At 70.2% G+C, this 22207-nt stretch carries 19 protein-coding genes and 1 riboswitch; of the genes, 3 read left to right on the forward strand and 16 right to left on the reverse strand.

Features of this window, described 5'->3' with window-relative positions; all coding sequences use genetic code 11:
• Positions 1-33: 33 nt before the first annotated feature.
• From DXV50_RS04785 to DXV50_RS04795, 3 genes are read right to left on the reverse strand one after another with little or no spacing between them, the layout of a single operon-like run.
• A complete protein-coding gene (locus tag DXV50_RS04785; protein WP_117205036.1) occupies positions 34-3651 on the reverse strand; it encodes a UvrD-helicase domain-containing protein in 3618 nt (1205 codons plus the stop codon).
• On the reverse strand, positions 3648-6932 hold the full coding sequence (locus tag DXV50_RS04790) for a PD-(D/E)XK nuclease family protein (protein WP_117205037.1): 3285 nt from the start codon (positions 6930-6932) through the stop codon (positions 3648-3650). The genes DXV50_RS04785 and DXV50_RS04790 overlap by 4 nt, the downstream gene beginning before the upstream one ends.
• A 41-nt stretch (positions 6933-6973) precedes the next feature.
• Positions 6974-7300 (reverse strand): YerC/YecD family TrpR-related protein, encoded by a 327-nt coding sequence (locus DXV50_RS04795; RefSeq protein ID WP_117205038.1) that lies wholly within the window; start codon positions 7298-7300, stop codon positions 6974-6976.
• A gap of 117 nt (positions 7301-7417) precedes the next feature.
• Between DXV50_RS04795 and DXV50_RS04800 the strand changes: the two genes are divergently transcribed.
• On the forward strand, positions 7418-7780 hold the full coding sequence (locus DXV50_RS04800) for a phage holin family protein (protein ID WP_117205039.1): 363 nt from the start codon (positions 7418-7420) through the stop codon (positions 7778-7780).
• A 144-nt stretch (positions 7781-7924) separates the two neighbouring features.
• Positions 7925-9292, forward strand: coding sequence for an IS3 family transposase (locus tag DXV50_RS04805; protein ID WP_117204237.1), 1368 nt, complete (start codon positions 7925-7927; stop codon positions 9290-9292).
• A gap of 387 nt (positions 9293-9679) precedes the next feature.
• Here the strand turns inward: DXV50_RS04805 and dapD are convergent, their stop codons facing one another.
• The 4 genes from dapD to DXV50_RS04825 form a co-directional block, all read right to left on the reverse strand.
• Positions 9680-10387, reverse strand: coding sequence for a 2,3,4,5-tetrahydropyridine-2,6-dicarboxylate N-acetyltransferase (dapD, locus tag DXV50_RS04810; RefSeq protein WP_117205040.1), 708 nt, complete (start codon positions 10385-10387; stop codon positions 9680-9682).
• Between the two features lie 21 nt (positions 10388-10408).
• Positions 10409-11131: a 4-hydroxy-tetrahydrodipicolinate reductase gene (gene dapB / locus DXV50_RS04815; protein ID WP_117205041.1), complete on the reverse strand. Its 723-nt coding sequence runs from the start codon at positions 11129-11131 to the stop codon at positions 10409-10411.
• Positions 11124-12014, reverse strand: coding sequence for a 4-hydroxy-tetrahydrodipicolinate synthase (dapA, locus tag DXV50_RS04820; protein ID WP_198666410.1), 891 nt, complete (start codon positions 12012-12014; stop codon positions 11124-11126). Before dapA ends, dapB begins: the two co-directional genes overlap by 8 nt.
• 71 nt (positions 12015-12085) lie before the next feature.
• A complete protein-coding gene (locus DXV50_RS04825) occupies positions 12086-13363 on the reverse strand; it encodes a diaminopimelate decarboxylase (RefSeq protein WP_117205042.1) in 1278 nt (425 codons plus the stop codon).
• Between the two features lie 93 nt (positions 13364-13456).
• Positions 13457-13630: riboswitch (Lysine riboswitch) on the reverse strand.
• 120 nt (positions 13631-13750) lie between these two features.
• Between DXV50_RS04825 and DXV50_RS04830 the strand changes: the two genes are divergently transcribed.
• A complete protein-coding gene (locus tag DXV50_RS04830; protein WP_117205043.1) occupies positions 13751-14938 on the forward strand; it encodes a M20/M25/M40 family metallo-hydrolase in 1188 nt (395 codons plus the stop codon).
• Positions 14939-14945: 7 nt separating this feature from the next.
• Here DXV50_RS04830 and DXV50_RS04835 read toward each other — a convergent pair whose 3' ends face one another.
• From DXV50_RS04835 to buk, 9 genes are all read right to left on the reverse strand, one after another.
• Positions 14946-15797, reverse strand: a complete 852-nt coding sequence (locus tag DXV50_RS04835) for an IS3 family transposase (RefSeq protein WP_198666371.1) — start codon at positions 15795-15797, stop codon at positions 14946-14948.
• Positions 15798-15817: 20 nt separating this feature from the next.
• Positions 15818-16309, reverse strand: a complete 492-nt coding sequence (locus DXV50_RS04840) for a helix-turn-helix domain-containing protein (protein ID WP_117204406.1) — start codon at positions 16307-16309, stop codon at positions 15818-15820.
• Positions 16310-16428: 119 nt separating this feature from the next.
• Positions 16429-17298 (reverse strand): LysR family transcriptional regulator, encoded by an 870-nt coding sequence (locus DXV50_RS04845; protein ID WP_117205044.1) that lies wholly within the window; start codon positions 17296-17298, stop codon positions 16429-16431.
• Between the two features lie 202 nt (positions 17299-17500).
• Positions 17501-17722, reverse strand: coding sequence for a twin-arginine translocase TatA/TatE family subunit (gene tatA, locus DXV50_RS04850; RefSeq protein ID WP_117205045.1), 222 nt, complete (start codon positions 17720-17722; stop codon positions 17501-17503).
• Positions 17723-18020: 298 nt separating this feature from the next.
• Entirely contained in the window at positions 18021-18437 is a 417-nt protein-coding gene (locus tag DXV50_RS04855) for a hypothetical protein (RefSeq protein ID WP_117205046.1), read from the reverse strand.
• Positions 18438-18494: 57 nt separating this feature from the next.
• Positions 18495-18893, reverse strand: coding sequence for an ABC transporter ATPase (locus DXV50_RS04860; RefSeq protein WP_117205047.1), 399 nt, complete (start codon positions 18891-18893; stop codon positions 18495-18497).
• A gap of 160 nt (positions 18894-19053) precedes the next feature.
• Positions 19054-19761 carry an MgtC/SapB family protein gene (locus tag DXV50_RS04865; protein WP_117205048.1) on the reverse strand — a complete coding sequence of 236 codons (708 nt, stop codon included), beginning with the start codon at positions 19759-19761 and terminating at the stop codon, positions 19054-19056.
• A 1-nt stretch (position 19762) separates the two neighbouring features.
• On the reverse strand, positions 19763-20842 hold the full coding sequence (locus DXV50_RS04870) for a 6-phosphofructokinase (protein ID WP_117205049.1): 1080 nt from the start codon (positions 20840-20842) through the stop codon (positions 19763-19765).
• A gap of 233 nt (positions 20843-21075) precedes the next feature.
• Positions 21076-22206, reverse strand: a complete 1131-nt coding sequence (buk, locus tag DXV50_RS04875; RefSeq protein WP_117205050.1) for a butyrate kinase — start codon at positions 22204-22206, stop codon at positions 21076-21078.
• Position 22207: the final 1 nt, after the last annotated feature.

Consider the following 22207-nt stretch of genomic DNA (forward strand, 5'->3'; position numbering starts at 1 on the left):
CATCTTGCGATGCCGCCCGCGCCAGGCGCCGGGTCAGCCGCCGAAGCGATAGCGAACCTGGAGGGGCTGGGCGGGGTCGGTCGGGTCCTCTCGCTCGACGCACACAAAGACGCAGGTCACGGACGAGAAGCCCTGGTGCGCCAGGACGTCGGCGTAGAACTCGGCCTGCATCTGGTGACGCTGGCGGACCTCCTCCACGGAAAGCCCCGCGTCGCCGGTCTTGTAGTCGACGAGAAGCGCGTCGTCTGAGCCGGCGTCGGTGGCCAGAAGGTCGATGGCGCCCTCCAGGTAGCGCCCGTGGGGCGAGTCCACGCGGCAGAAGAACGGCACCTCGGCGCGGACGAGCCCGTGGGAGAGCGCCTCCGCCCTGAGCGCGGAGCCCTCCCAGCGCGCGAGCGCGGCCCCGAGCCGGGCGCGGGCCCTCGCGGAGAGGTTCCAGTAGTCCGCGCGGGCGCAGACCTCGGCCTCGCCAACGCGCCCGCCGCGCTCGACCATGGCCTGGGCAAGCTCGTGGAAGGCGGAGCCCAGGTTGGTGGCGCGGTCGGCGTCCTCGGTGGTCGGGGCGCCGGCGTCGGCCGCCTCGCGCTGCTCGCGCGTGGGCACCGGGTCGGGCCGGCCCGCCGCCGCGCGCTCGGCCGCGGCGACGGAGGAGTAGCTGAAGACGCCCTCCCGCGCGCTCCAGGGCCTGACCTCGCGGAGCAGCAGCTCTCCGGGGTCGTCGTAGAGGTCGAAGGGGGCCGGGGCGCCCGCGAGTCCCTCGCCAGCCGGCTCGGCCCCGGCGTCGGCCCCGTCGCCGTCAAAGCCGAGCCTGACGATGTCCGCGTCCTCCAGGGGCAGCGCGCCGTCGAAGCCGGAAAGCGAGCCCGCGGACTCGGCCGCGACCTCCTTGGGCTTGCCGCGGCCGCCCGAGGTGGAGACCACCACCGTGCGCACGCGCGCCGGGCCGCTCCCGCCGTACTCGACGGAGGTCACGCCCGCCGCCTGGTCGGCCCCGGCGGGAAGCCCCAGGGCGCTGAGGGCCTGGGCCGCGAGCTCCGAGGAGACCCCCTGCTTGCCGGAGGCGGCTGTGACGGAGAGCACGAGCGCCTCGCGGGCGCGCGTCATGGCCACGTAGAGCAGGCGGGCCTTCTCCTCCAGGGCCTCCTGCTCATCCTTGCGGCGGCAGGCAAGGTAGGCGGCGGCAAGCGGCAGGCTCCGTCCGTCCGCGAGGTCGCAGGCGGCCTCGTCGGCGTCGATGCCGTCCAGCTTGGGGCAGTCTGCCGGGCGCACCACCAGGCCGGAGGTACCGTCGGCGTGCGGGACCACGGCCACCTGGGACTCCGAGCGCGGGTTGCCCCAGCACTCGGCCACGGCCGTGACGGGAAACTCGAGGCCCTTGGAGGCGTGGATGGTCATCACGCGCACGCAGCCGCCGCCCGCGGCGTCGGCCCCGGAGAGCGAGGCCGGGGCGATCTTGCTCGCGGCAAGCCACAGGTCAAACTCCGTGGCCGCACGCGCGGCGCCCAGGCCGAGGGAGTCGGTGAGGTCGCGCACGTAGCGCAGGGCCGCGAGCACGTTGGCGGCGCGCGCCAGGCCCTGGGCCCCCTGGTCCTCCAGGCGCTCCAGCCAGCCCGAGGCGCGCACGACGTCCTCGCAGACGTCGGCCACAGGTCGGCTCCGCACGTCCTCCAGCGCGCGCGTCATGACCTCGTGGGCGCGGACCAGGCGCGCCGAGGGGGTGACGCCGCCGTAGAGCTCGAGCGTGGCCAGGCCGCGCTCGATGGGCCGCTTGGTGGGGGCGTCCAGCTTGTCCTGGGCGCGGGTGCCCAGGTCGGCGAAGTCGTTTGCGTCCAGGCCGAACATCTCGCTCGCCAGGAGCGGGAAGGTGCCGGACTGGGTGTCCGACGGGTTGGCGAGCGCGTGGAGAAGCGCGCAGGTCACCCTGGCCTCCGCGGAGGAGGTGAAGGTGGAGCCGCCGGTGACCACGCACTCCAGGCCGCGGGCGCGGATGGCGTCGATGTAGGTTCCCGCATGGGTGGTCACGCCCAGGAGGAGCGCCATGTCGCCGGGGCGCTCGCCGTGGGCGGCGTAGGTCGCCAGGGCGTCCGCCACCTGGGCCGCCGCCGTGGCGGACTGCTGCGAGGTGGCGCGACCCGAGGCGCCGTTTCCGGCCGTCACCTCGACGTCGACGCGCGGCAGGTCGCGGGCGAGAAGCCCGTCCTTCCTGGAGGGGTTGTCGTCGAGGTGCATGAAGCCGCGCATGGTGCCGCGCGTGGGCTCGCCGTCGTGGGCGCCGCCGGTGCCCACGCGCTCCACGAAGGCAAGCACGTCGCCGTGGCTGCGGTAGTTGGTGTCGAGCCTGACGCCGTGGGTCTCCCCCACCGCCCTGCCCTGGCGGCGGAAGACGCCGACGTCGGCGCCGCGGAAGCGGTAGATGGACTGCTGGGCGTCACCGACGGTGCAGAGGTGGCGCGCCCCCTCGCCGGCCAGAAGGCCGATGAGCTCGAGCTGGACCTCGTCGGTGTCCTGGAACTCGTCGACCATCACCAGGCGGAAGCGCCCCTGGAAGGCCGCCGCCACGCCGGGGTTGTCCCTCACGGCGGAAAGGGCCATCCTGACCAGGTCGTCGTTGTCGAGGCAGCGTGCCTGGGCCTTGAGCCCGCCATAGCGCGCGTCCACGCGGCGGGCGAGCTCGAGGAGCCGCGGCGTGGCCTCGGCCGCGTCGGAGAAGGCCGCCTCGGCGCGTGCCAGGGCGAGGGCCGCCTTGGCCTCCGCGAGCTTCTCGGCTATGGCCTTGCTCGAGCGGGGTGCCGACACCGCGGCCAGGGCCTCGCGGGCGCAAGTGGCGGTCTTCGCGCCGGCGGCCAGGGAGTCGAAGGCGCGCAGGGCCTCCAGGGAGGGGCCCACCGCGGCGGCCGCGGCGGCGCTGAGCTTCTCGGCCCCAAGCTCCTCGAAGCGCATGAGGAGGTCATGCATGAGCTCGGGCAGCCCCACGCGGGAGGCCTCGGGCGCGAGGGACGCAAGGCCGCCGGGAAGGGCGCGGGCGGCGTCCAGGATGGCGCGCACCTGCCCCATGGCGCCCGTGTGGCCGCTCTGGGGGCTGTAGGTGCCCAGGTCCTGGCGCTCCCAGACGCAGGAGAAGGCGGGGTCCCGGCGGGCCTCGGACATGACGTCCTCCATGGCCTGGGCCACAAGCGCCTCCTCGTCGGAGTTCACCACCACGGAGAAGTCCGGGTCGAGGCCCAGGTCAAGAGCATAGCGGTGCAGGATGCGCGAGCACATGCCGTTGATGGTCATGATCCAGGCGTCGTCAACGGCAAGGGCCGCCTCGGCCATGCCGGCGCGGCGCAGCGTGGACCGCACGCGCTCGCGGATCTCTCGCGCGGCCGCCTCGGTGAAGGTGATGACAAGGACCTGGGAGAGGTCTTCCAGGAAGGGGCGGCCGTCCGCGCCGGAGCCGGGCGAGAGGGCCCAGGCCACGCGCTGGGTGAGCGTGAAGGTCTTGCCCGAGCCGGCGCCCGCCTCCACGAAGAGGGGCTCGTCGAGCGTCCGCGCGATTCTCGCCTGGCGCTCGTTCAGACCCGAGAGGTCGACGCAGGGGGCGGCAGCCGGAGCGGCTGGGAAGGCCTTGGCCCCGCTGGGCTGGGACTGGTTTGAAATGGGCTCGCTCACTTGCCGAGCCTCCTCTCGCAGTTGAGAACCGGGCAGAACCTGCAGGACTCGGGGTCCTTGGGGCTGGCCTCCACGTCACCGGCGAGCATGCGCGAGACCTGCTCCGCGATGGCCTCCTCGCAGGCGTCGAGAAGCGCCTCCATGCCGGACCCGTCGGTGCGGCCGAAGCCGCAGGCGCGAGGCACGGCCAGGCGGGGAAGGCGCTGCGAGGAGGGCGCGTGGGCGCCAAAGACGTTGTCCAGGGCGTCCTCGCCGACGGCGCCGGCGAGCTCGTGGGCGCCCTTGGTGCAGAGGTAGACGGCGCCCGCGACCTTGAGGTCGGGGAAGGCGTGGCGGATGACCTGCCCGTATATGAGCGACTGCACGCGCCGCGGCATGGCAAAGCCGGCCGTTGCCGTGGCGCCCTCCTTGGTGAAGACGTCGTACTCCGCCGCAAAGCCGCGATCGGACTTGTGCTTGTAGTCGATGACCACGGCCTGGCCGTGGGCGTCCACGTCCACGCGGTCGACCGTGCCCGTCAGGCGCACGCCCGCGTACTCCACCTCCGCCCCGCCGCGGCCGAAGCTCCACTCAAAGAACCGCGGCTCGTAGCCGGCCAGAAGGCCCGCCTCGTAGTCAAGCAGGGTTGAGAGGTCCCGTCGCAGGGCCTCCACCTGGCCGCGCTCGGCGGCCGTGTGGGCCACGAGCGCCTGTGGGAGCGGCCGCCTGCCGCGCACGAGCTGGTACTGGCGCGAGAGGTGCGCGTCGAACTCCGCGAGAAGCGCCTGGCGGGCGGCCTCGAGGCCCCGCTCGTCGGACAGGCCCACGCGGGAGCCGGCCACGCGGGCCGTGGGGTCGACCCCGGCAAGGGTGACCAGGCGGTCCACCTCGGCGCACCAGGCCTCGCCATGAGCGCCCTGCTCGTCCTCGGTGGCAATGCGCTCCAGCTCGGAAGTGCCGGACGCCCGCTCCATGGCGCGGGCGAGAAGCTCCTTGTGGGACACCTCGAGCACGCGGTGGGCAAACGTGCCCATCTCCGCCCCGGTGAACCCCGCGTCGGCGTCCCGGAGCCGCAGGCGCCTCAGGCTGAACCACTTGTACGGGCACTCCAGGTAGGTCTCGATCTGCGAGGCCGACAAGAGAGGCCGGGAGTCCTCGACGGACACGCCCTCGGGGGGCGCCATGACGCCCGCGCGGCGGCTGGGCTCGATGGCGCCCGGCGCGGCGGGCCGCTCGCTCGCCTCGGTCGCGGGGCGCTCGCCGGAGGCGGAGAGGTTTGCCCCCACCAGGGTCTCGGAGCGGCCGCGCACGTCCTTCTCGCCAAGCACGCGCGCGAGGTCGGAGGCACCGGCCGAGGCGTCGAGGCCGTAGCAGGCGAGGCACTCCCCCATCATGACAGAGGGGTAGTACTCCTTGGCGTCCGCCCCGAAGAGGCGGCGGACCAGCGTGAGCCGGGTTCTCGGCACGCGGGCCAGGGCGGCAAAGCCGGCGCGGGCGCGGGCCATGGGGTCGGGCGGCTCCTCGATGCCGTAGGCGGCCAGGATGGCCTGGAGCGGCCCGTCTGCGGGCGAGACGGCGGACTCCGTCGAGGTCTGGCCCATGAGGACGAGCGCGTCCGCCGAGCCGGGCGCCAGGTGGCCGGCCACGGCGGTCGAGGCCACCAGGACGCGGCAGGACGCGCCCCGCGCCTCGTGCGCCAAGCGCAGGGCAACGGGGGCGTGCCCCAGGACGTTGCAGGCATGCTCCACCAGCACGTCGAGGCCCACGCGAGCGTCGGCCTGGGGGTCGGCGGTGAGGCCGGCCTCCTTGAGGCTCTTTGCGACGGAGAGGACCGCCGTCAGGACGGCGCGGGCCTCGGCGGCGGACTGGGGCTCCCCCGCCCCGGCGGCGCCGTCGGCCTGCGCGGCAACGTAGGGCGCCAGCAGCTTGGAGGCCGCCGAGCCAATGCGGCCCCGCAGCAGCTCGCGGGTAGCCTGGGCGCAGGGGGCGCTGACCTCCTTCTCGCTGGAGAGCTGATCGAGGACGGCCTGGGGCGTGAGCAGGCGGTTGGCGCGCCAGTCGCGGTCGAGCGCGCGGGCGCGGGCGGCCGGCACGTGGGAGACCTCGCTGAGCAGGAAGTCGGAGAGGTCGCGCGGCGGCCACCAGGACATGTCGCCCACCGTGACGCGCACGTCCGAGCCTCGGCCGGGCACCGGCTCAGGCGCCGGCCAGCCCTCGGCCAGGACCGCCAGGCGAGAGACGCCGCGCAGGTAGGCCATGACGGCGCGGCCGGCCGGAAGCGACGAGACGGGCACGGAGAGCTGGCAGCGGACGGAGGCGCCACGCGCGGCGAGGCGTCCCGAGAGCGTGCGCCATGCCGCGGCGGCGTCAGGCGCGGCCACGACGACGTCGGAGGCGCCGCAGCCGGCGAGGTGGGCGACCTCCCGGCAGACGAGCTCCGGCTCGGCGGCGGGACCGGCTGGGAGCAGCACGCCGAAGGACCCCGTCGGAGCGACGTGGCGCCCCTGGTCGGGACAGAAGAGCTGGCCGAGAAGGTCGTTCAGCTCCGGCGAGCGGGGCGCGCGCGTGGCGGCAGGGACCTCCCGCGTGGCGACGTCCTCCAGGCCGCGCGAGAGCTCGCCCGCGAGGGCGCGGGCCGGGGCTGCGGCCGGACCGGCGTCGGCGGGCAGGACGAGGCAGACCTCGCCGGCGCGCGCGAGCGACCGCACCAGGTCACGCTGGGCGCGCGTCAGCGACGAGAAGCCCACGAGGGCGAGGGGCGCGACGGAGACGCCCGACCTGGCGAAGATGCCGGCGAGCCGTGCGGTGGCATCGCACTCCTCGACCATGCCCAGCTCGGAGAGGCGCTCGACGTAGGGCGCGGCGAGGGCGGCGACGGCGCGCTCGGCGTCGGTCACGCCGTCGCAGGGGGCGCCGGCCGCCTTGGCGAGCCAGGGAGCCCCCTGCCGCACGAGGTCGGCAAGCAGGCGCGCGGTGCCGGGCGTGTTTGCGACCTCGCCGCGGGCGGCGGCCTCCTCGACCACCGTCGCGCACACGACCTGCCTGGTGACGGCGTCGACGAGCCTGCGCCCGTCTCCCCAGACCTCCCAGCGCTCCTGCGCCCAGGCCGAGGGCGTGGTCACGGCGACGCCCATGGCAAGCGAGCCCGCCTCGGCAAGGAAGCGCTGGGCGTCCAGCGCCTCCTGGAACGAGGGGCATAGCAGCACGGCCGAGCCGGCCTTGGCGAGCGCCGGCGCCAGGAAGGAGCGCGCCACCGCCTCGAGGCTGGCGTCGGATGGGGCGTTGAGGATGTGCAGGGGCATCTTGTTCCTTTGGTCGGGGATGGTCACCGCCTCAGGACATGCTACTCCTGCGGGCGGACGTCAACGGCAAGGCCCTCCCGCTCCAGGCGGGCGAGGGCGCGGCGATACCCGCCGACGGGACCGTTAAGGCACTTGGAGACGCGGCTCACCGTGGTCGACGAGGCGCCGGTGGCGTGTATCACGTCGGCGTACGAATGGCCCTGGGAGAGCAAGACGGCAACCTCCAGGCGCTGGGAGAGGTCCGAGATCTCCCGCGGGGTGCAGAGGTCGAGGAGAAGCTCGGCCGCCTCGTCGGCGGAGCCCAGCGAGGAGAGGACGGAGAGCAGGAGCGTTGCGTCTTCGTCCTGTCTGAGCTCGTTCGCATCCATGCGTCCCCCACGTTCTTCTCGCCGGCTGTCTTGCAATGCCCTCACTTTAGTTCATTAAAGCGCCGCGGGTGGGCGCGGATTGGGTATGCTCAGTGAAAACGAACGGAGGAGGACCTCATGAAGTTCTTGGGAACCTGGCTCGTCGACGCCATTGCCTGCGCCTTTGCCATCTGGATGGTGCCCGGCATCACCGCCATAGGGGGAGACTGGGCCGCCCCCATCTTCTGCGCCCTGGCGCTTTCCTTGCTCAACGCCACCGTGCGGCCGCTGCTGCAGGTGCTCTCCCTCCCCATCACGGTCATCAGCCTGGGCATCTTCCATCTGGTGGTCAACGCCGTGGTGCTCGAGATGGCAAGCGCGCTCTCGCGCAACGTCTTCCACGCGGGCATTGCCATCGAGTCCTTTGGCGCCGCCTTCCTGGGTGCCATCGTGATCTCCGTGGTCAGCATGCTCGTCGGCGGAATCGTGGGCGCCGACTAGGCCAGACGCTGGGGCCGTCGTTAGCTTCTGGCAGGGGGCGTCCTCGCCCCCGCAAATTGGGGACGTGTTCGTTTTTGCGCAAATTTGAAACGGGGGTGCGGACGAAAAGTTGGACGCCGACAGGCGTCCGGATTGGAGCCCGCAATGTACTCGAGCGACGAGAGGGACGCCATCCTGGGGCTCTGGCGCGAGTCCGGCCGGCCGGCCCACAGGTTCGCCAGGGAGTCGGGGCTCGCCTCCGCCGAGTCGATCAGGCGCTGGGCGTCCGGCGACCTGGGCGTCGGCTGGCACGCCCCCTATACTCTTGCCCAGAGGGCCGACGCCGCGCGCAGGGCGCTCGCCGGGGAGGACCCCGCCGAGGTCGCCGCGTCGATCGGCTGCCACCCGGAGACCGTGCGCGGCTGGGCCCGCGCCGCGGGGAGGGAGGGCGAGGTGTCGCTCGCGAACGGACGGGGCGCCCCGCGCGTGCCGCCGCCGGCCGACCCCGGGGACCTGGAGGCCCTCAGGGCCGAGAACCGGGCCCTGAGGCTGGAGCTCGCCAGGGCCGAGGCGGTGTTGGACGTCCTAAAAGGAGGCGGCCCGGGGCGGGGCCCGGACTCGCTGACGGCGGCGGAGAGGGCGCTGGTCGCCGACGCCCTTAGGCCCGGGTTCGGCCTGGAGGACGCCCTGCGCGCGGCCGGCGTGGCGCGCAGCACCTACTACTACCACCGCGCCCGCAGGGGCGCCCCCGACCGCCTGGCCGCCCTGAGGGCGCGGGTGCGCGCCCTGTTCGAGGCCGGGGGCGGGGCCTGGGGCTACCGCACGATATGGGCGAGGCTGCGCCTGGACCCCGACGAGCCCCTGGCGGTCTCCGAGAAGGTCGTGAGGCGCGTCATGCGCGAGGAGGGGCTCGAGGTGCGCTACCTGAGGCGCCGCAGGCGCTGGAGCAGCTATGCCGGCGAGGTCTCCGAGGCCCCTCCCAACCTGCCGCTGCGCCCCGACGGCACCCACGACTTCTCCGCCTCGCGCCCCAACGAGCTGTGGGTCACCGACGTCACCATGTTCACGATAGGGTCGGGGCGCTGCTGGCTGTCGCCGGTGGTCGACTGCTTCGACGGGGCGGTCGTGGCGTGGACCCTGTCGGAGTCCCCCGACGCCCGCATGGCCGACTCGATGCTGGAGGCGGCGGCCTCGACGCTCGCGGCCGGCGAGCGGCCCGTGGTCCACACCGACCGCGGCTGCCACTACAGGTGGCCGGGCTGGGCGGCGATATGCGAGCGCCACGGCCTGGTGCGCAGCATGTCGAGGAAGGGCCGCAGCCCCGACAACGCCGCGGCCGAGGGCTTCTTCGGCCGGCTCAAGCAGGAGTTCTACCACGGCAGGGACTGGTCCGGGGTGGGCTTCGAGGAGTTCCGGCGGCGCCTGGCGGGCTACCTCGCCTACTACAACTCGGGCAGGATCAAGCGGAGCCTGGGGTGGAGGAGCCCGGAGCAGTACCGCAGGGACCTGGGGTACTCTCTCCGTAGTGTCTAAGAAATTGTCCGCACCCCCAACACGTCCCCAATTTGCGTGCGGGACGCACGGGGCGGCAGAGGCTTCTGCCGGCCCCAAGCGTGCACAGAAAGGCCCTTCGTGTGAGTCTGCCGAGAGAAGGCGCGCAAAAGTGGCCTTGGTGTGAGCCCATTTTTGGAGGGCCAGACCAGGGCCAATCGGTTTTATGCAGAAAGCCCATGGCCCAACTGCGGTTTCACATCCAAAATATTCTTTGATAATTTGATATTGCGGTGAGGCACGGAAAAGCGGCTCGCACGAAGGTCACTTCTGCACGAGCCGCTGGAAATTCCTCACACGAAGGTGACTTCTGCGCAAGGGTGTCCCTTTTACCAGGTAGCTAACAACGTCCCCAGCGTCCGAGGAGGGCTAAAGGGAGCGAAGGGCGTCGACGAGGGCGATCTTGCCCTCGGCAACTTCGGCGGCCTGCTTGATGACACGGGCGGGAACGCCGGCGACGACGGCTCCGGCCGGGACGTCCTCCACCACGACGGCGCCTGCGGCCACGACGGCGCCCCTGCCCACGCGAACTCCCTCGAGTACCACGGCGTTTGCGCCGATGAGGACGTCATCCTCGATGACGACGGGCGTGGCGCTTGCGGGCTCCACCACGCCGGCGAGCACGGTGCCGGCACCCACGTGGCAGCGGGAGCCCACTGTGGCGCGACCGCCCAGGACAGCGCCCATGTCGATCATGGTGCCCTCTCCCACTACGGCGCCGATGTTGATGATGGCGCCCATCATGACGACGGCGTTGTCGCCGATCTCCACCTTCTCGCGGATGATGGCGCCCGGCTCTATGCGGGCGTTGACGTCAAGCTTGGAGAGCATGGGCACGCCGGTGTTGCGGCCGTCGTTCTCCACCACGAGGTCCTCCACGGCGTCGCCGGCGGCCGCAAGGACCGGCCCCAGCTTGGCCCAGTCCGCAAAGACGACCTTCTCGCGGCTGCCCAGGCCAAAGACGTGCTCGGCGTACGAGAGGTCGAGCTCGGCGCCCTCTCTGACCCTCACGTAGGCTTTGACCGGCGTCTTCTTGGGGGCCGTGGCAATGTAGTTGATGATCTCCTGTGCGTTCACGCGTCTCTCCTCGGTTGGTCCTCAGTCAAACATGAGCTGGTCGAAGGTGTAGAAGCCGGCGACGGGCCGGGCCATCAGGCGTTGGGCGCAGGCCACGGCACCGTTGACGAAGATCTGGCGGCTCGTGGCTCGGTGCGTGAGGCAGACCTCCTCGTCAGGGCCAAAGAAGTGCACCTCGTGGGTGCCGGCGACGGTGCCGCCGCGCAGCGAGTGCATGCCGATCTCTCCGGCAGGGCGAGCGCCCACCATGCCCTCGCGCCCGTAGGCGACAGGTGCCTCGCCGGTGGGGTCGATGGCCTCGAGCAGCAGCTTGGCCGTGCCAGAGGGGGCGTCGGCCTTCTGGTTGTGATGGGTCTCCACGATCTCGGCGTCCCAGTCGCCAAGGGCGCGTGCCGCCTCGGCGCACATGCGGCGCAGCACGGCCACGCCCAGCGAGTAGTTGGCCGAGTGGACCACGCGCGTGGCCTCGCCCAGCGCCCGCAGCTCGTCAAGCTCGGCATCCGAGAAGCCCGTGGTGCCGGAAAGCAGCGCGGCCCCGGTGCGGCGCACGTAGGCCAGCACGTGCGGCAGCGCCGCCTTATTGGAGAAGTCAATGGCGAGGTCGGCCGCGGGGGCCGCCCCGTCGAGCTCCGCCGCGTTGGAGGCGTCGTAGGTGCCCAAAAGCTCGAAGCCCCCGACCTCCTCCAGGCGCGCTCGGACGAGCGAGCCCATGCGTCCCCCGCCGATCAGCACGACGCTAGTCAATGAGACCAGCTCCCCTCATGGCCGCGTAGAGGCGCTCGCGATTGGCGTCGGCCATGGGCCACAGCGGCTTTCTGTAGTTCTCCTCGAGCAGGCCCATCTTGGCCAGGGCGGCCTTGACCGGGATGGGGTTGACCTCGCAGAAGAGGGAGTGGATGAGTTCGAGGCTGTCGATCTGAGCGCGGCGGGCGGCCTCCACGTCGCCGGCCAGGAAGGACGCACACATGTCGTGGACGGTCCTGGGCGCGACATCGGCCCAGACGGAGATGACGCCCACGGCGCCCAGGCTCATGAGCGGCACCACCATGTCGTCGTTGCCGCTCATCATGTGGAAGTCGTCCGAGAGGCAGTGGGCGATGTCGGCGGCGTAGGAGATGCTGCCGGAGGCCTCCTTGATGCCCCAGGCGTTGGGGTGGCGCGAGAGGCGCTCCACGTTGGCCGGGCTGATGGAGCAGCCGGTGCGGCCGGGGATGTTGTAGAGGATGCACGGCACGTTGACGGCGTCCATGACGTCGGCCAGGTGGTGGTAGATGCCCTCCTCGTTGGACTTGTTGTAGTACGGGCTGATGACGAGAAGGCCGTCCACGCCGAGCTTCTGGAGCTCCAGGCTCTTGCGCAGGGACTCGCCCGTACAGTTGGAGCCGGAGCCGCCGATGACGGGCACGCGGCCGGCCACGCGCTGTACGACGCACTCGGCGACGGCCAGGTCCTCGGCGTCGGTCATGGTGGCGGACTCGCCCGTGGTGCCCAGGACCAGGATGCCGTCGGTGCCGTTGGCCAGATGGAAGTCAACGAGGCCCTCGAGGCGCTCGAAGTCGACGCTGCCGTCCTTCTTGAACGGCGTGACCAGCGCGACGACCGATCCGGTGAGGTTTGTCATGTCCATGTTCTTCTCCCCTTTCAGAGGGTTGGTGGCTGGGGCTGGAACGCCAATGACACGGGGGCTGTCTCTTCGTATCATTTGTGGGCAAGCGCCGAGAAGCGCTCGTCGGTGTCGAAGGTGGCAAAGTAGTCGGCCTGGGTCTCGGCGCGGCGGATCTGCCGCACGGAGCCGTCCTCGCGCAGGAGCAGCTCGGCCGAGCGGAGGCTGCCGTTGTAGTTGTAGCCCATGCTGAATCCGTGGGCGCCCGTGTCGTGAATGAACAGCAGGTCGCCGATGCCGCACTCCGGCAGCATGCGGTCGCGGGCAAACTGGTCGTTGTTCTCGCAGAGGCGGCCCACCACGTTGTAGGCGTGGCAGGCGGGCTCGTCCTCCTTGCCCATGACGCTCACGTGGTGGTAGGCGTCGTAGATGGCCGGGCGCATGAGGTTGGCCGCGCAGGCGTCCACGCCCAGGTAGTCGTGGTAGGTCACCTTGTGGTGGATGACGCGGGTCACAAGGCCGCCCGCCGGGGCAAGCATCCAGCGACCGAGCTCTGCGGCAAGGCGAACGTCTCCCATGCCCGCCGGCACCAGCACCTCCTCGAAGGCCCGGCGCACGCCCTCGCCGATGGCGGAGATGTCCGCGGCGCGGTCCTCGGGCCGGTAGTCAACGCCGATGCCGCCGGAGAGGTCGATGAGCCACACGTGGACGCCGAGTTCCTCGTGCAGACGCACGGCCAGCTCGAAGAGCGTGCGGGCCAGGCGCGGGTAGTAGTCGTCCACCTGCGTGTTGCTGGCGAGAAACGCATGGATGCCGAAGTCCTCCACCCCCAGGGCGGCAAGCCTGCGGAAGGCCTCCTCAAGCTGCGGGACGGTCATGCCGAACTTGGCGTCCTCGGGGTTTCCGATGATGCCGCTTGCCGCCTCGAAGGTGCCGCCGGGGTTGACGCGGCAGCACACGCGGGAGGGCACCCGGCCGCCCAGAGCGCGCTCGAGGCACCCCACCATGTCGAGGCTGTCCAGGTTGATGATGGCGCCCATGGCGTCTGCCTGGGCAAAGTCCGCGTCGGGCGTGTCGTTGCTCGAGAGCATGACGCGCTCGCCGGTCACGCCCGCAGCCCGGGCGAGTGTGAGCTCGGTGGCCGTGGCGCAGTCGCAGCCGCAGCCCTCCTCGGCCAGGATGGAGACAATCCAGGGGTTGGGCGTGGCCTTGACGGCAAAGTACTCGCAGAAGCCCGGGTTCCAGGCAAACGCGGCGTTGAGCGCCCGCGCCCGCTGGCGGATCTGGGCCTCGTCGTAGATGTGGAACGGCGTGGGGTGCTCGGCGCAGACGGCCTCGAGCTGCTCCTTGCCAATGAACGGGCGCTTCTCCATGAGCGCGGCTCCTTGCCCTCGACGTGCTGACGTGTGCGCAGGCTCGAAGGCTCACCGGCTGCGGCGGCTCCCTGGCTGGGCGGGCCGCCATGCCCGTAAGACAGCGCTCCTGCGAGGTTGCTCTCGCAGACAGTCCGTGAGGTGTTTCCCCACGGCCCACCGCCGCGCCGCGCCCGGCAACGGAAGTTCGGCGGGCCTCGCCTCCTCCCGGGATCTTTGCCTGCCGGCTCCCCCAGGAGCCATCGTGCCCGCTCCTCTGTCGATGCGCATACCCTAGCACCGCGGCGGTGGGCGCGCCACCTAAAGTCGCACCGATACACGCACCGGAAACAGTTTGCATATAGACTGCAACCGTAAGGGAAGGCTTTGCGCCGTACGGGAGGACACGTGGACGAGAGGATCTGCGAGCTCGCTCGCGCCTATGCGCGAGAGGTCTACGAGGAGGAACTCGAGCTGTTGAGGAGGCTCGCGCGCATTCCCGCGCCCTCCCACCACGAGGAGAGGCGCGCCGCGTTCATCCGGGATTGGCTCGTCGAGCAGGGCGCCCCCGAGGACTCCGTCCGCATCGACGAGGCCAACAACGTGATCCTCTCGCTGGGCGGCGAGGAGCACGAGGAGTGCGCGGTCTTCTCGGCCCACACCGACGTCGTCTTTCCCGACACCGACGAGCTGCCGCTGCACGAGGACGAGACGCGCCTGTACGCCCCCGGCGTGGGCGACGACACCGCCAACCTGGTGGGGCTTCTCATGGCGGCACGCTTCTTCATCAGGCACAAGCTGCCCCTGGACCGCGACATCCTGGTGGTGGCCAACTCCTGCGAGGAGGGTTTGGGCAACCTCGAGGGCACCCGCGCCCTCTTCCGAGCCCTCAAGCGGCGCGTCCACGAGTTCACCAGCTTCGACCTCTACCTGGGCATGCACGTGACCTCGGCCGTGGGCAGCCACCGCTGGCGCGTGCGCTGCACCACCGAGGGCGGCCACTCGTGGGAGAACTTCGGGCGCGACAATGCCATCGAGGCGCTCTGCTCCTTCATAGAGGACCTCTACGCCATGGAGCTGCCGAAGGAGGCCAAGACCACGGTCAACGTCGGGCGCTTCGTGGGCGGCACTACGGTCAACTCCATCGCCGAGGAGGCGGCCGTGCTCGTGGAGTACCGCAGCGCCTCCGAGGAGTGCCTGGAGCAGATGTACGGCAAGTTCGTGGCGCTCGTCGAGGAGCACCTCAGGGAGAACACCCGCATTGACGTGGAGCTCATCGGCAGGCGACCCGCCTCCGGCACGGCCGTTCCGGCAGGCCAGCGGGCGCTGGTGGAGGCCGCCGACGAGGCCCTGCGCACCCTTGCCGGCGAGAAGCCCATCCACCAGGAGTCATCCACCGACGCCAACATCCCGCTGTCGCTGGGCATTGCCGCCCACACGGTGGGCGCCGTGGAGGGAGACCTCCTGCACACCCGCGAGGAGTGGGTCGAGAAGGCGAGCTTGAGGCGCGGCCTGGCCGTCATCCTCGCTCTCATGCTGGCCCACGCCAAGGCCCTCCCCCGCACTGAACTGCACCCCAAAACTTGGACGGCTTAAATAAGAACTACGCCGCAAGGGACTGTCTCCGGAACTCCTCCGGGGTCAGTCCCTTCAGTTTAACCTGGCGCCTCCTCGTGTTCCAATGGACCACGAAGTCGTCGAGGTCCGCCTTGAAGGACTCGAAGTCCGGCCACGTCCTTCCACGGAAGAACTCGTCCTTGATGTGGCCGAACACCTGCTCCGTCGCGCCGTTGTCGATGCAGTTGCCCTTCCGGGACATGCTCTGCACCACGCCGGCCTCCTCCAACCGCCTGCACCAACCGGCCTGCTGGTACTGCCAGCCCATGTCCGAGTGCAGGATCGGCCTGGAGCCCTTGGGCTTCTTGGACACGAGCTGGTCGAGCAGCTCGTGCTGCTGAGCCATGTTGGGGTGCAGCGACGTGGACCAGGCGACGATCTCCTTGCTGCCGAAGTCGTAGACCGGCGCGAAGTAGGCCTTGCCCCAGGGCTGCTTGAACTCGGTGACGTCGGTGCCCATCTTTTCCCACGGCCCGTCGGCGGCGAAGTCCCTGCCGATGACGTTCTCGAAGGTCTTTCCGACCTTGCCCCTGTACGAGTTGTACCTGTGGTAGTCGGTCTCGCGGCGGATCCCGCAGCTGATGCCCATCTCGCGCATCATCTTCAGCGTCGTCTTGTAGGCTATGCGCACGCCCTGCTCGGCGCGCAGGCACATGGCGATCTGCCTGTGGCCGCACCCGTTGGCGGTGCGCGAGAATATCTCGGCGGCGGCCTCCCAGAGCTCGGGCCTGGTGGGAGCCTTCGGGTGCGACAGCGCGTAGTAGTAGCTGGACCGGGCCATGCCGGCGCACTCCAGCAGGCGCCCCAGCCCGTGCCCCTCTTCGCGCAGGACCCTCACGGCCTCGACCTTCGCCCTGGTCAGAGCCCGTCCCTCTCGACCAGGGCACGCAATTTTTTTAGGTAGGCCACCTCGGTCTCGAGCCTTCGGCAGCGCTCCTCGAGCTCCTCCTCGCGGGTCCGCGGCCTCGCCTTGGAACCGCTCGGCCGGCCCTTGGGCCTCGGGCGCAGGGCCTCCGCGCCGCCCCGGCGGTATAGCGCGCACCACTTCTTGAGCGGCGACATCGACATTATGCCGAACGCCGCCATCGCCTCGGCCTTCGTCATGCCGCCGTCGACCACGGCGGAGGCTGCGGCGACCTTCTGCTCGTATGTGTACCTGGCCTGCTTGCCGTCCATGGATAGCAGCACCCCGCTTCCGAACGACCGGTATACGCAGAGCCATTGTCTCACGGTTCCGCGCGGGACCGACAGCGCCTTCGCCGCAGACTTGTAGCCGTTGCCTCGCTCGAAGAGCCCGATCGCCGCCTTCCTGGCCTCGATGTCGTGCTTCACCCTCAAGTCGACACGCATAAAAAGCCTCCCATTTCTCGTGTCCAAGAAATGGGAGGCAGTTCACACCTGACAGCGGGGACGTTGTTAGTTACCTGGTAAAAGGGACACCCTTACCCCGGTCCCCAATTTGCGGGGGGCTAGGAGAGCTCGCCGAGAAGGGCCACGGCCCGCTCGGCCAGCGGCGAGAGGAGCCTGTCGGCTCGCCACACCACCGCCGGGCGCGAGTCCAGCCCGCGGCAGTCCACGACCTTGATGAACTGGTCGCCGGTGTCCGTCACGCGGATGAGCGAACGCGGCGCCAGGGCCACGGCCATGCCCTCGCGGGCCCACAGGACGCAGGTCCTGACGTCATCCATGACGCAGGCCACCTGCGGCGAGAGGCCCTTCTCGGCAAAGGCCGAGCTGACCGCGGGCTCCTGCCGGCGGGAAAGGGCGAGCGGCACCGCCGCGAGGTCCTCGAGGGTGCAGAAGAGGTCCGACCCCACCTCGAGGTCCGCGGGCATGACGGCCGCGAGCGGCTCGGCGGCGGCAAAGCGGCAGCGGAGGCCCCCGCTCTTGAAGGGGGTGCGCACCACCCCCACGTCCACGATGCCTCCCTCAAGAAGCTCCAGGACCTCGGAGGTCGAGCCCTCTGAGACCTCGACGGAGACCTCGGGAAAGCGGTCGCGCAGCTCGCGCAGACGCGCGGCCGGCACCAGGCCCGCGCAGTCCGGGCAGACGCCCAGCGAGAGCGCGCCGGTCATGCCGGAGCCCACGCTCTCGACCTCCCTGCGGGCGGCGGCGGCCATGGCAAGGATCTTGGTCGCACGCTGGTAGAGGAGCTGTCCGGCCTCGGTGAGGCACGCCTGGCGCGGTCCGCGCACCACCAGCGTGACGCCGAGCTCGCTCTCCAGCTGGCGCAGCTCGTAGGAGAGCGGCGGCTGCGAGATGTTGAGGCGGCGGGCGGCGGCGGTGATCTGCCGCTCCTCGGCGATGGCGACAAAGTACTCCAGCTGCTTGAGGTTCATACCGAACGCCCTTCTCCGCACGCTATACCATACAGGGATTATATGGCCTCCGCGGCCCGGCCGCCCCAAGGCCTGGCGAGAAGGACGCCTCGGCACAGAAAGCGCCCCCGGACGGGAGGAGGTTGTCCGGGGGCTCAAGGGAGGGAGGAAGCGGTTTTTGGCGCGCGGCCCGAGTCGCCAGGCCGCGCGACGGGCATCGACCTTAGGCGTCCTCGTCGTCGGGGTCGTCGACGGCAGCCTCGGCGTCGACCTTGGCGACCTGGGCCTTTGCGGGAGCCTCGTCGCCCTCGCCCATGCCGTCGCGGAAGTTCTTGACGGTCTTGCCGAGCGAGCTGCCCAGCTTGGGAAGGTTCTTGGGCCCGAAGATGACCAGGACGACGGCCAGGATGACCGCCAGCTCGGGAACGCCCATGCCAAGGATCATGAGATGCCTCCAAACAACGAGAAGTGCGCGTCGCTTGGGCGGCGCTCGGAACAAGACCAATGGTAGGCGCGCACAACCGATAAGTGAAATACATGTTTGCATGGGTTAGCATACAGGCTTTGTATGGCGCAGCCGCCGGCAGTGCAGATTGCCACGTTTTGGGTTCGCGTCCCGCGCCATAGCAGCCAAATCAAAAATAAAACGGCCCGCTCACCTGCGCAAACGGCGAGCGGACCGACGTCTCTCCTCGAGCATCGAACCCAAAACGTGAGAAGGACCCCCAGAGAGCCCTCGTCTCCTACCGCGCGGCCTCCAGACGCGAGATGGCCTCGCGCACCCAGGCGGTGGCCTCCTCGACGCGGTCCTCAGCGTCCGAGATGTCCTTCTGGACCAAGAGGTCCACCAGCGTGTTGTCCATGGCGATGTCAAAGAAGGTGTTGAGGCCACCCACCTCGGCGTTCAGCAGGTGAAGGTCGCGCACGTCGGAGATCTCCCTGGTGAAGGCGCGGATCTCCTCGCGGGCGCGCGCGAGCTCGCGGTTGGCGTCCCCCAGGCGCGAGTGCTTGACCATGCTGGTCACAAAGCCTCCGCCCAGAATGTCAACGATGCCCCAGCGCTTGGCGGAGTCAAGCGAGTCAGCGGCCTCGGCCAGCGCGTCCAGCGCCCGATACCCGGCGGCGATAGCCTCGTCAATCTCAACGGCACGGTCGTACATGGGTCCTCCCTCAAGTCAGGCTGGCCCAATGATACCCAATGCGCGCGGCCCGCGGCACTACGCCCTGGGCTTCAGGGCGTAGGTGAGCGCCACGGAGGTCACGTAGCCAATGAGGACCAGGTAGACGTAGGTGGCAAGCCATGCGGCAACGAGGCCGGCGCCGCCGGTGTGCACCCAGGCCTCAACGAGGCTGATGATGGTCACGAAGATGAGGTTCTCGATGAAAATCTGCACGTAGACGCGCCAGGACGCCTCGCCCGCCCAGCCGGTCAGCGCACGCGCCCAGGTCCCGGTGGGAAGCAGGAACTGCCCCAGAACGTTGGTCGCCAGCGCCACGCAGGTGAACGTGTACCAGGTGTGGTCAAACGGGTCTCCGCCCAGAAGCGTAGCGCTCGTGTTGATGACAATGGCAAGGACGATGTCCTGGATGATGATGCTGCGGTTCCACTCGCACATGGGCGTGCCCTTCTCGACGGCAGTCTGCTTATGCAGAGAAGAGCGTACGCAAGCGCGCGGGCGCCTCCAAGGTGTGCCACCTCAGAAACGCGACGCGCGCCCGGCGCCACTTTTGTGTGGACGCACAGGCGCGCGGGCCTTGACTCGGTGGGCACAGGCCCTAGAGCTCGTTGCAGAAGCTCACGAAGTCAAGCAGCTGGATGGCCTCGATGAAGGCCGCCTTGCGGCCCATGTGGCCGAGCGTGACGGTAAGCGTGACGGCGCAGTCGCGGCTGCCGGCCGCGCCCTTGGTGAGCGTGAAGTCACTGTACTGGCAGTCCCAGGAGTTGAGCTTCTTGAGCAGCTCCTTGACCGCCCCGTGGCTCTCGAGCTCAATGTAGAGGTCGAAGACGCGCGCGTTGTCGTGCAGCCAGCGGTCCACCATCGAGAGCGCCGAGAACGTCAGCACCACGAAGAGCAGAGCGAGAAGCGCGGCCTCCACGAAGCCGATGCCCACAGCCAGGCCGATGCACGCGCAGGCCCACAGGCCCGCCGCCGTGGTGAGGCCGCGGACCTCGTTTCTTCCGGTAACGATGATGGTGCCCACGCCCAGGAAGCCCACGCCGGAGACCACCTGCGCGCCGATGCGGTTCATGTCGGCCCGCACCTCGGGAAACATCATGGCCACGTACTCGGAGACCACCATGGTCATGGCCGAGCCCAGGCACACCAGGACGTGCGTCTTTATGCCGGCGCCCTTGTTGTGGTACTCGCGATCCAGGCCGATGACGGCGCCCACGAGGGTTGCCACCAGGAGGCGCAGGAAGACCGCGCGCTCGTCCCAGGCAGCCGCCGCGGAGAGAAACGCGCCAAACCAGCCCGCGAGCACGCTACTCGTCTCCGAAGCTGATGCCCAGGAGCTTGGCCTCGCGCACGAGGTCGCTCTCGGGGTCGACGTACTTGAGCTTGCCGGCCACGTCCTCCAGGGGGACGCGGACCATCTTGCCGGCGCGCTGGGCCACCATGAAGCCGAACTGACCCTCCAGGCAGGCGCGGGCCGCCTCGACGCCGCACTGGGTGGCGAAGATGCGGTCCTGGGCGTCGGGGGCGCCGCCGCGCTGGGTGTGACCGGGCACCGCCACGCGGACCTCGCGGTCGGTGCGGGCGGCGATCTCCTCGGCGATGTCATAGGCCACGGACGGCTTCACGCGGGCGGCCACCTTGGCCTTGTAGGCCTTCTTCTTCATGGCCGCCTCCTCGCGGGAGATGGCGCCCTCGGCCACCACGACGATGGCGAAGCGGCCGCCCTTCTCCTCGCGCCTCTCGATGGCCGCCACGACGTTGTCCATGTCGTAGGGGATCTCGGGGATGAGGATGACGTCGGCGCCGCCGGCCACGCCCGCGTACAACGGGATCCAGCCCACCTTGTGGCCCATGATCTCGATGACGAAGACGCGGCCGTGGGAGCTGGCCGTGGTGTGGATGTCGTCGATGCAGCGGGTGGCCACGTCGATGGCGGAGGGGAAGCCGAAGGTCATGTCGGTGCCCCAGGTGTCGTTGTCGATGGTCTTGGGCAGGGCGATGATGTTCAGCCCCTCCTGGCGCAGGCGGTTGGCCGTCTTGGTCGAGCCGTTGCCACCCAGCATGAAGAGGCAGTCCAGCTTGAGCTTGCGGTAGTTGGCCACCATGGCCGGGACCTTCTCCACGCCGTCGGCCTCGGGGGCATCGAGCATCTTGAAGGGCGTGCGGGAGGTGCCCAGGATGGTGCCGCCCATGGTGAGGACGCCGGAGAAGTCGGCCCACTCCATCTTGCGGTAGCGCCCGTAGATGAGGCCCTGGTAGCCGTCCTCGAAGCCGTAGATCTCGACCTTCTCCTTGGCGTTGTTGAGCACGGTCTTGACGATGCCGCGCATGGTGGCGTTGAGCGCCTGGCAGTCTCCGCCGCTGGTGAGCAGTCCGATCCTCAGCATGTTGGCCTCCCTGGAATAAGCGCAGAGCGCGAAGTGACCCGCCCATTATGGCACGCGCAAATTGGGGACGTGTTCGTTTTTGCGCAAAGTTGGGACAGGTTTGCCCCGGCACCGGACACTGGGGACGTTGATCGTTACCTGGGAAAAGGGACACCCCTGCCGCCCGGCCCTGGCGGCCGCGGACAGGGGTGTCCCTCTTACCTGGCAACTAACAACGTCCCCGGTGTCTGGCGCTAGGCGCCAAAGCAGGGAAAGCCCTCGAAGACGGGCTTGCCGGAGTAGCGGCGGGGCAGCTCGGCGCCGTCGAGGACGCGGCGGGCGCCTGCGGCCATGGCCTCGAGCTCGAACTCGCCCGGATAGGCCGTGACCGGGGCTATCCAGCCGCAGCGCTCGACGATGTCGGCGACAAGGCCCTTGTTGTGAACCATGCCGCCTCCGAGCAGAATGCCGTCGACGCCGCCGCCCAATGCCGCGGCCATGGCGCCGATCTCCTTGCAGATCTGATAGACCATGGCGTCCCAAGCGCGACGGGCCGCCTCGTCGCCGGCCTCGGCGCGCCGGCTCACCTCGAGGGCGTCGGAGGTGCCCAGCAGGTCGACGAAGCCGCCGGTCTTCATGCAGAGGCGGCGCGTCTCGGCGACGCCGTGGCCGGCCTCCAGGTAGTCCAGGACCTCGGCCACGGGAAGGGCGCCCGCACGCGTGGGGGCCATCGGGCCCTCGCCGCCCACGATGTCGGCGCCGTCGACCATCTTGCCGTGGTCGTGGGCGCTGACGGAGATGCCGCCACCGATGTGGCAGACCACAAAGCGGCAGTCCTCGTAGGCACGGCCCATCGAGGCCGCGTGGCGGATGGCCGTCTCCTTGAGGTTGAGCGCATGAAGGTGCACGTGGCGGTACACGCCGCGCACGCCGGTCATGCGCGCCTCGTCGCACAGCTCGTCGGTGTCGGGCGGGTTCACCACAAAGGCTGGGCGGCCGCACCTCGCCGCAAGGGCGTGCGCGATCTGCGGCCCCAGCTGGGCCGGGTGCTGCACGCCGTTTGCGCCGCGCGTGGAGTGGTCGAGAAGGACGTCGTCCACCTCGTAGGTGCCTCCCGGGAGCGGCAGCAGGCCGCCGCCGCGCCCCACGAAGGCGTCCACGCTGGCAAGGTCCACGCCGTTCTCCGCGAGCGCGGCCTCGATGAGGCCCAGGCGGTACGGCAGCTGGTCCGACACGCCGGCGAACTTGGCCAGCTCGGAGGCCTCGTGCGCGACGTTTACGGTGAAGACGGGCTTCTCGCCGTCAAAGAGGCCGACCTTGGTGGAGGTGGAGCCCGGGTTGATGACAAGGACGCGCCAGGCGCGGGGCTCGATGGTCTGCGCCATG

Source organism: Paratractidigestivibacter faecalis (assembly GCF_003416765.1).
GTDB lineage: Bacteria > Actinomycetota > Coriobacteriia > Coriobacteriales > Atopobiaceae > Paratractidigestivibacter > Paratractidigestivibacter faecalis.

Coding starts and splice junctions, on each gene's coding strand:
- DXV50_RS04790 (WP_117205037.1), bottom strand. CDS start 6,932: ATGCCCCTGCACATCCTCAACGCCCCATCCGACGCCAGCCTCGAGGCG.
- DXV50_RS04795 (WP_117205038.1), bottom strand. CDS start 7,300: ATGGATGCGAACGAGCTCAGACAGGACGAAGACGCAACGCTCCTGCTC.
- DXV50_RS04800 (WP_117205039.1), top strand. CDS start 7,418: ATGAAGTTCTTGGGAACCTGGCTCGTCGACGCCATTGCCTGCGCCTTT.
- DXV50_RS04805 (WP_117204237.1), top strand. CDS start 7,925: ATGTACTCGAGCGACGAGAGGGACGCCATCCTGGGGCTCTGGCGCGAG.
- dapA (WP_198666410.1), bottom strand. CDS start 12,014: ATGGACATGACAAACCTCACCGGATCGGTCGTCGCGCTGGTCACGCCG.
- DXV50_RS04825 (WP_117205042.1), bottom strand. CDS start 13,363: ATGGAGAAGCGCCCGTTCATTGGCAAGGAGCAGCTCGAGGCCGTCTGC.
- DXV50_RS04840 (WP_117204406.1), bottom strand. CDS start 16,309: ATGCGTGTCGACTTGAGGGTGAAGCACGACATCGAGGCCAGGAAGGCG.
- DXV50_RS04845 (WP_117205044.1), bottom strand. CDS start 17,298: ATGAACCTCAAGCAGCTGGAGTACTTTGTCGCCATCGCCGAGGAGCGG.
- tatA (WP_117205045.1), bottom strand. CDS start 17,722: ATGATCCTTGGCATGGGCGTTCCCGAGCTGGCGGTCATCCTGGCCGTC.
- DXV50_RS04855 (WP_117205046.1), bottom strand. CDS start 18,437: ATGTACGACCGTGCCGTTGAGATTGACGAGGCTATCGCCGCCGGGTAT.
- DXV50_RS04860 (WP_117205047.1), bottom strand. CDS start 18,893: ATGTGCGAGTGGAACCGCAGCATCATCATCCAGGACATCGTCCTTGCC.
- DXV50_RS04870 (WP_117205049.1), bottom strand. CDS start 20,842: ATGCTGAGGATCGGACTGCTCACCAGCGGCGGAGACTGCCAGGCGCTC.
- buk (WP_117205050.1), bottom strand. CDS start 22,206: ATGGCGCAGACCATCGAGCCCCGCGCCTGGCGCGTCCTTGTCATCAAC.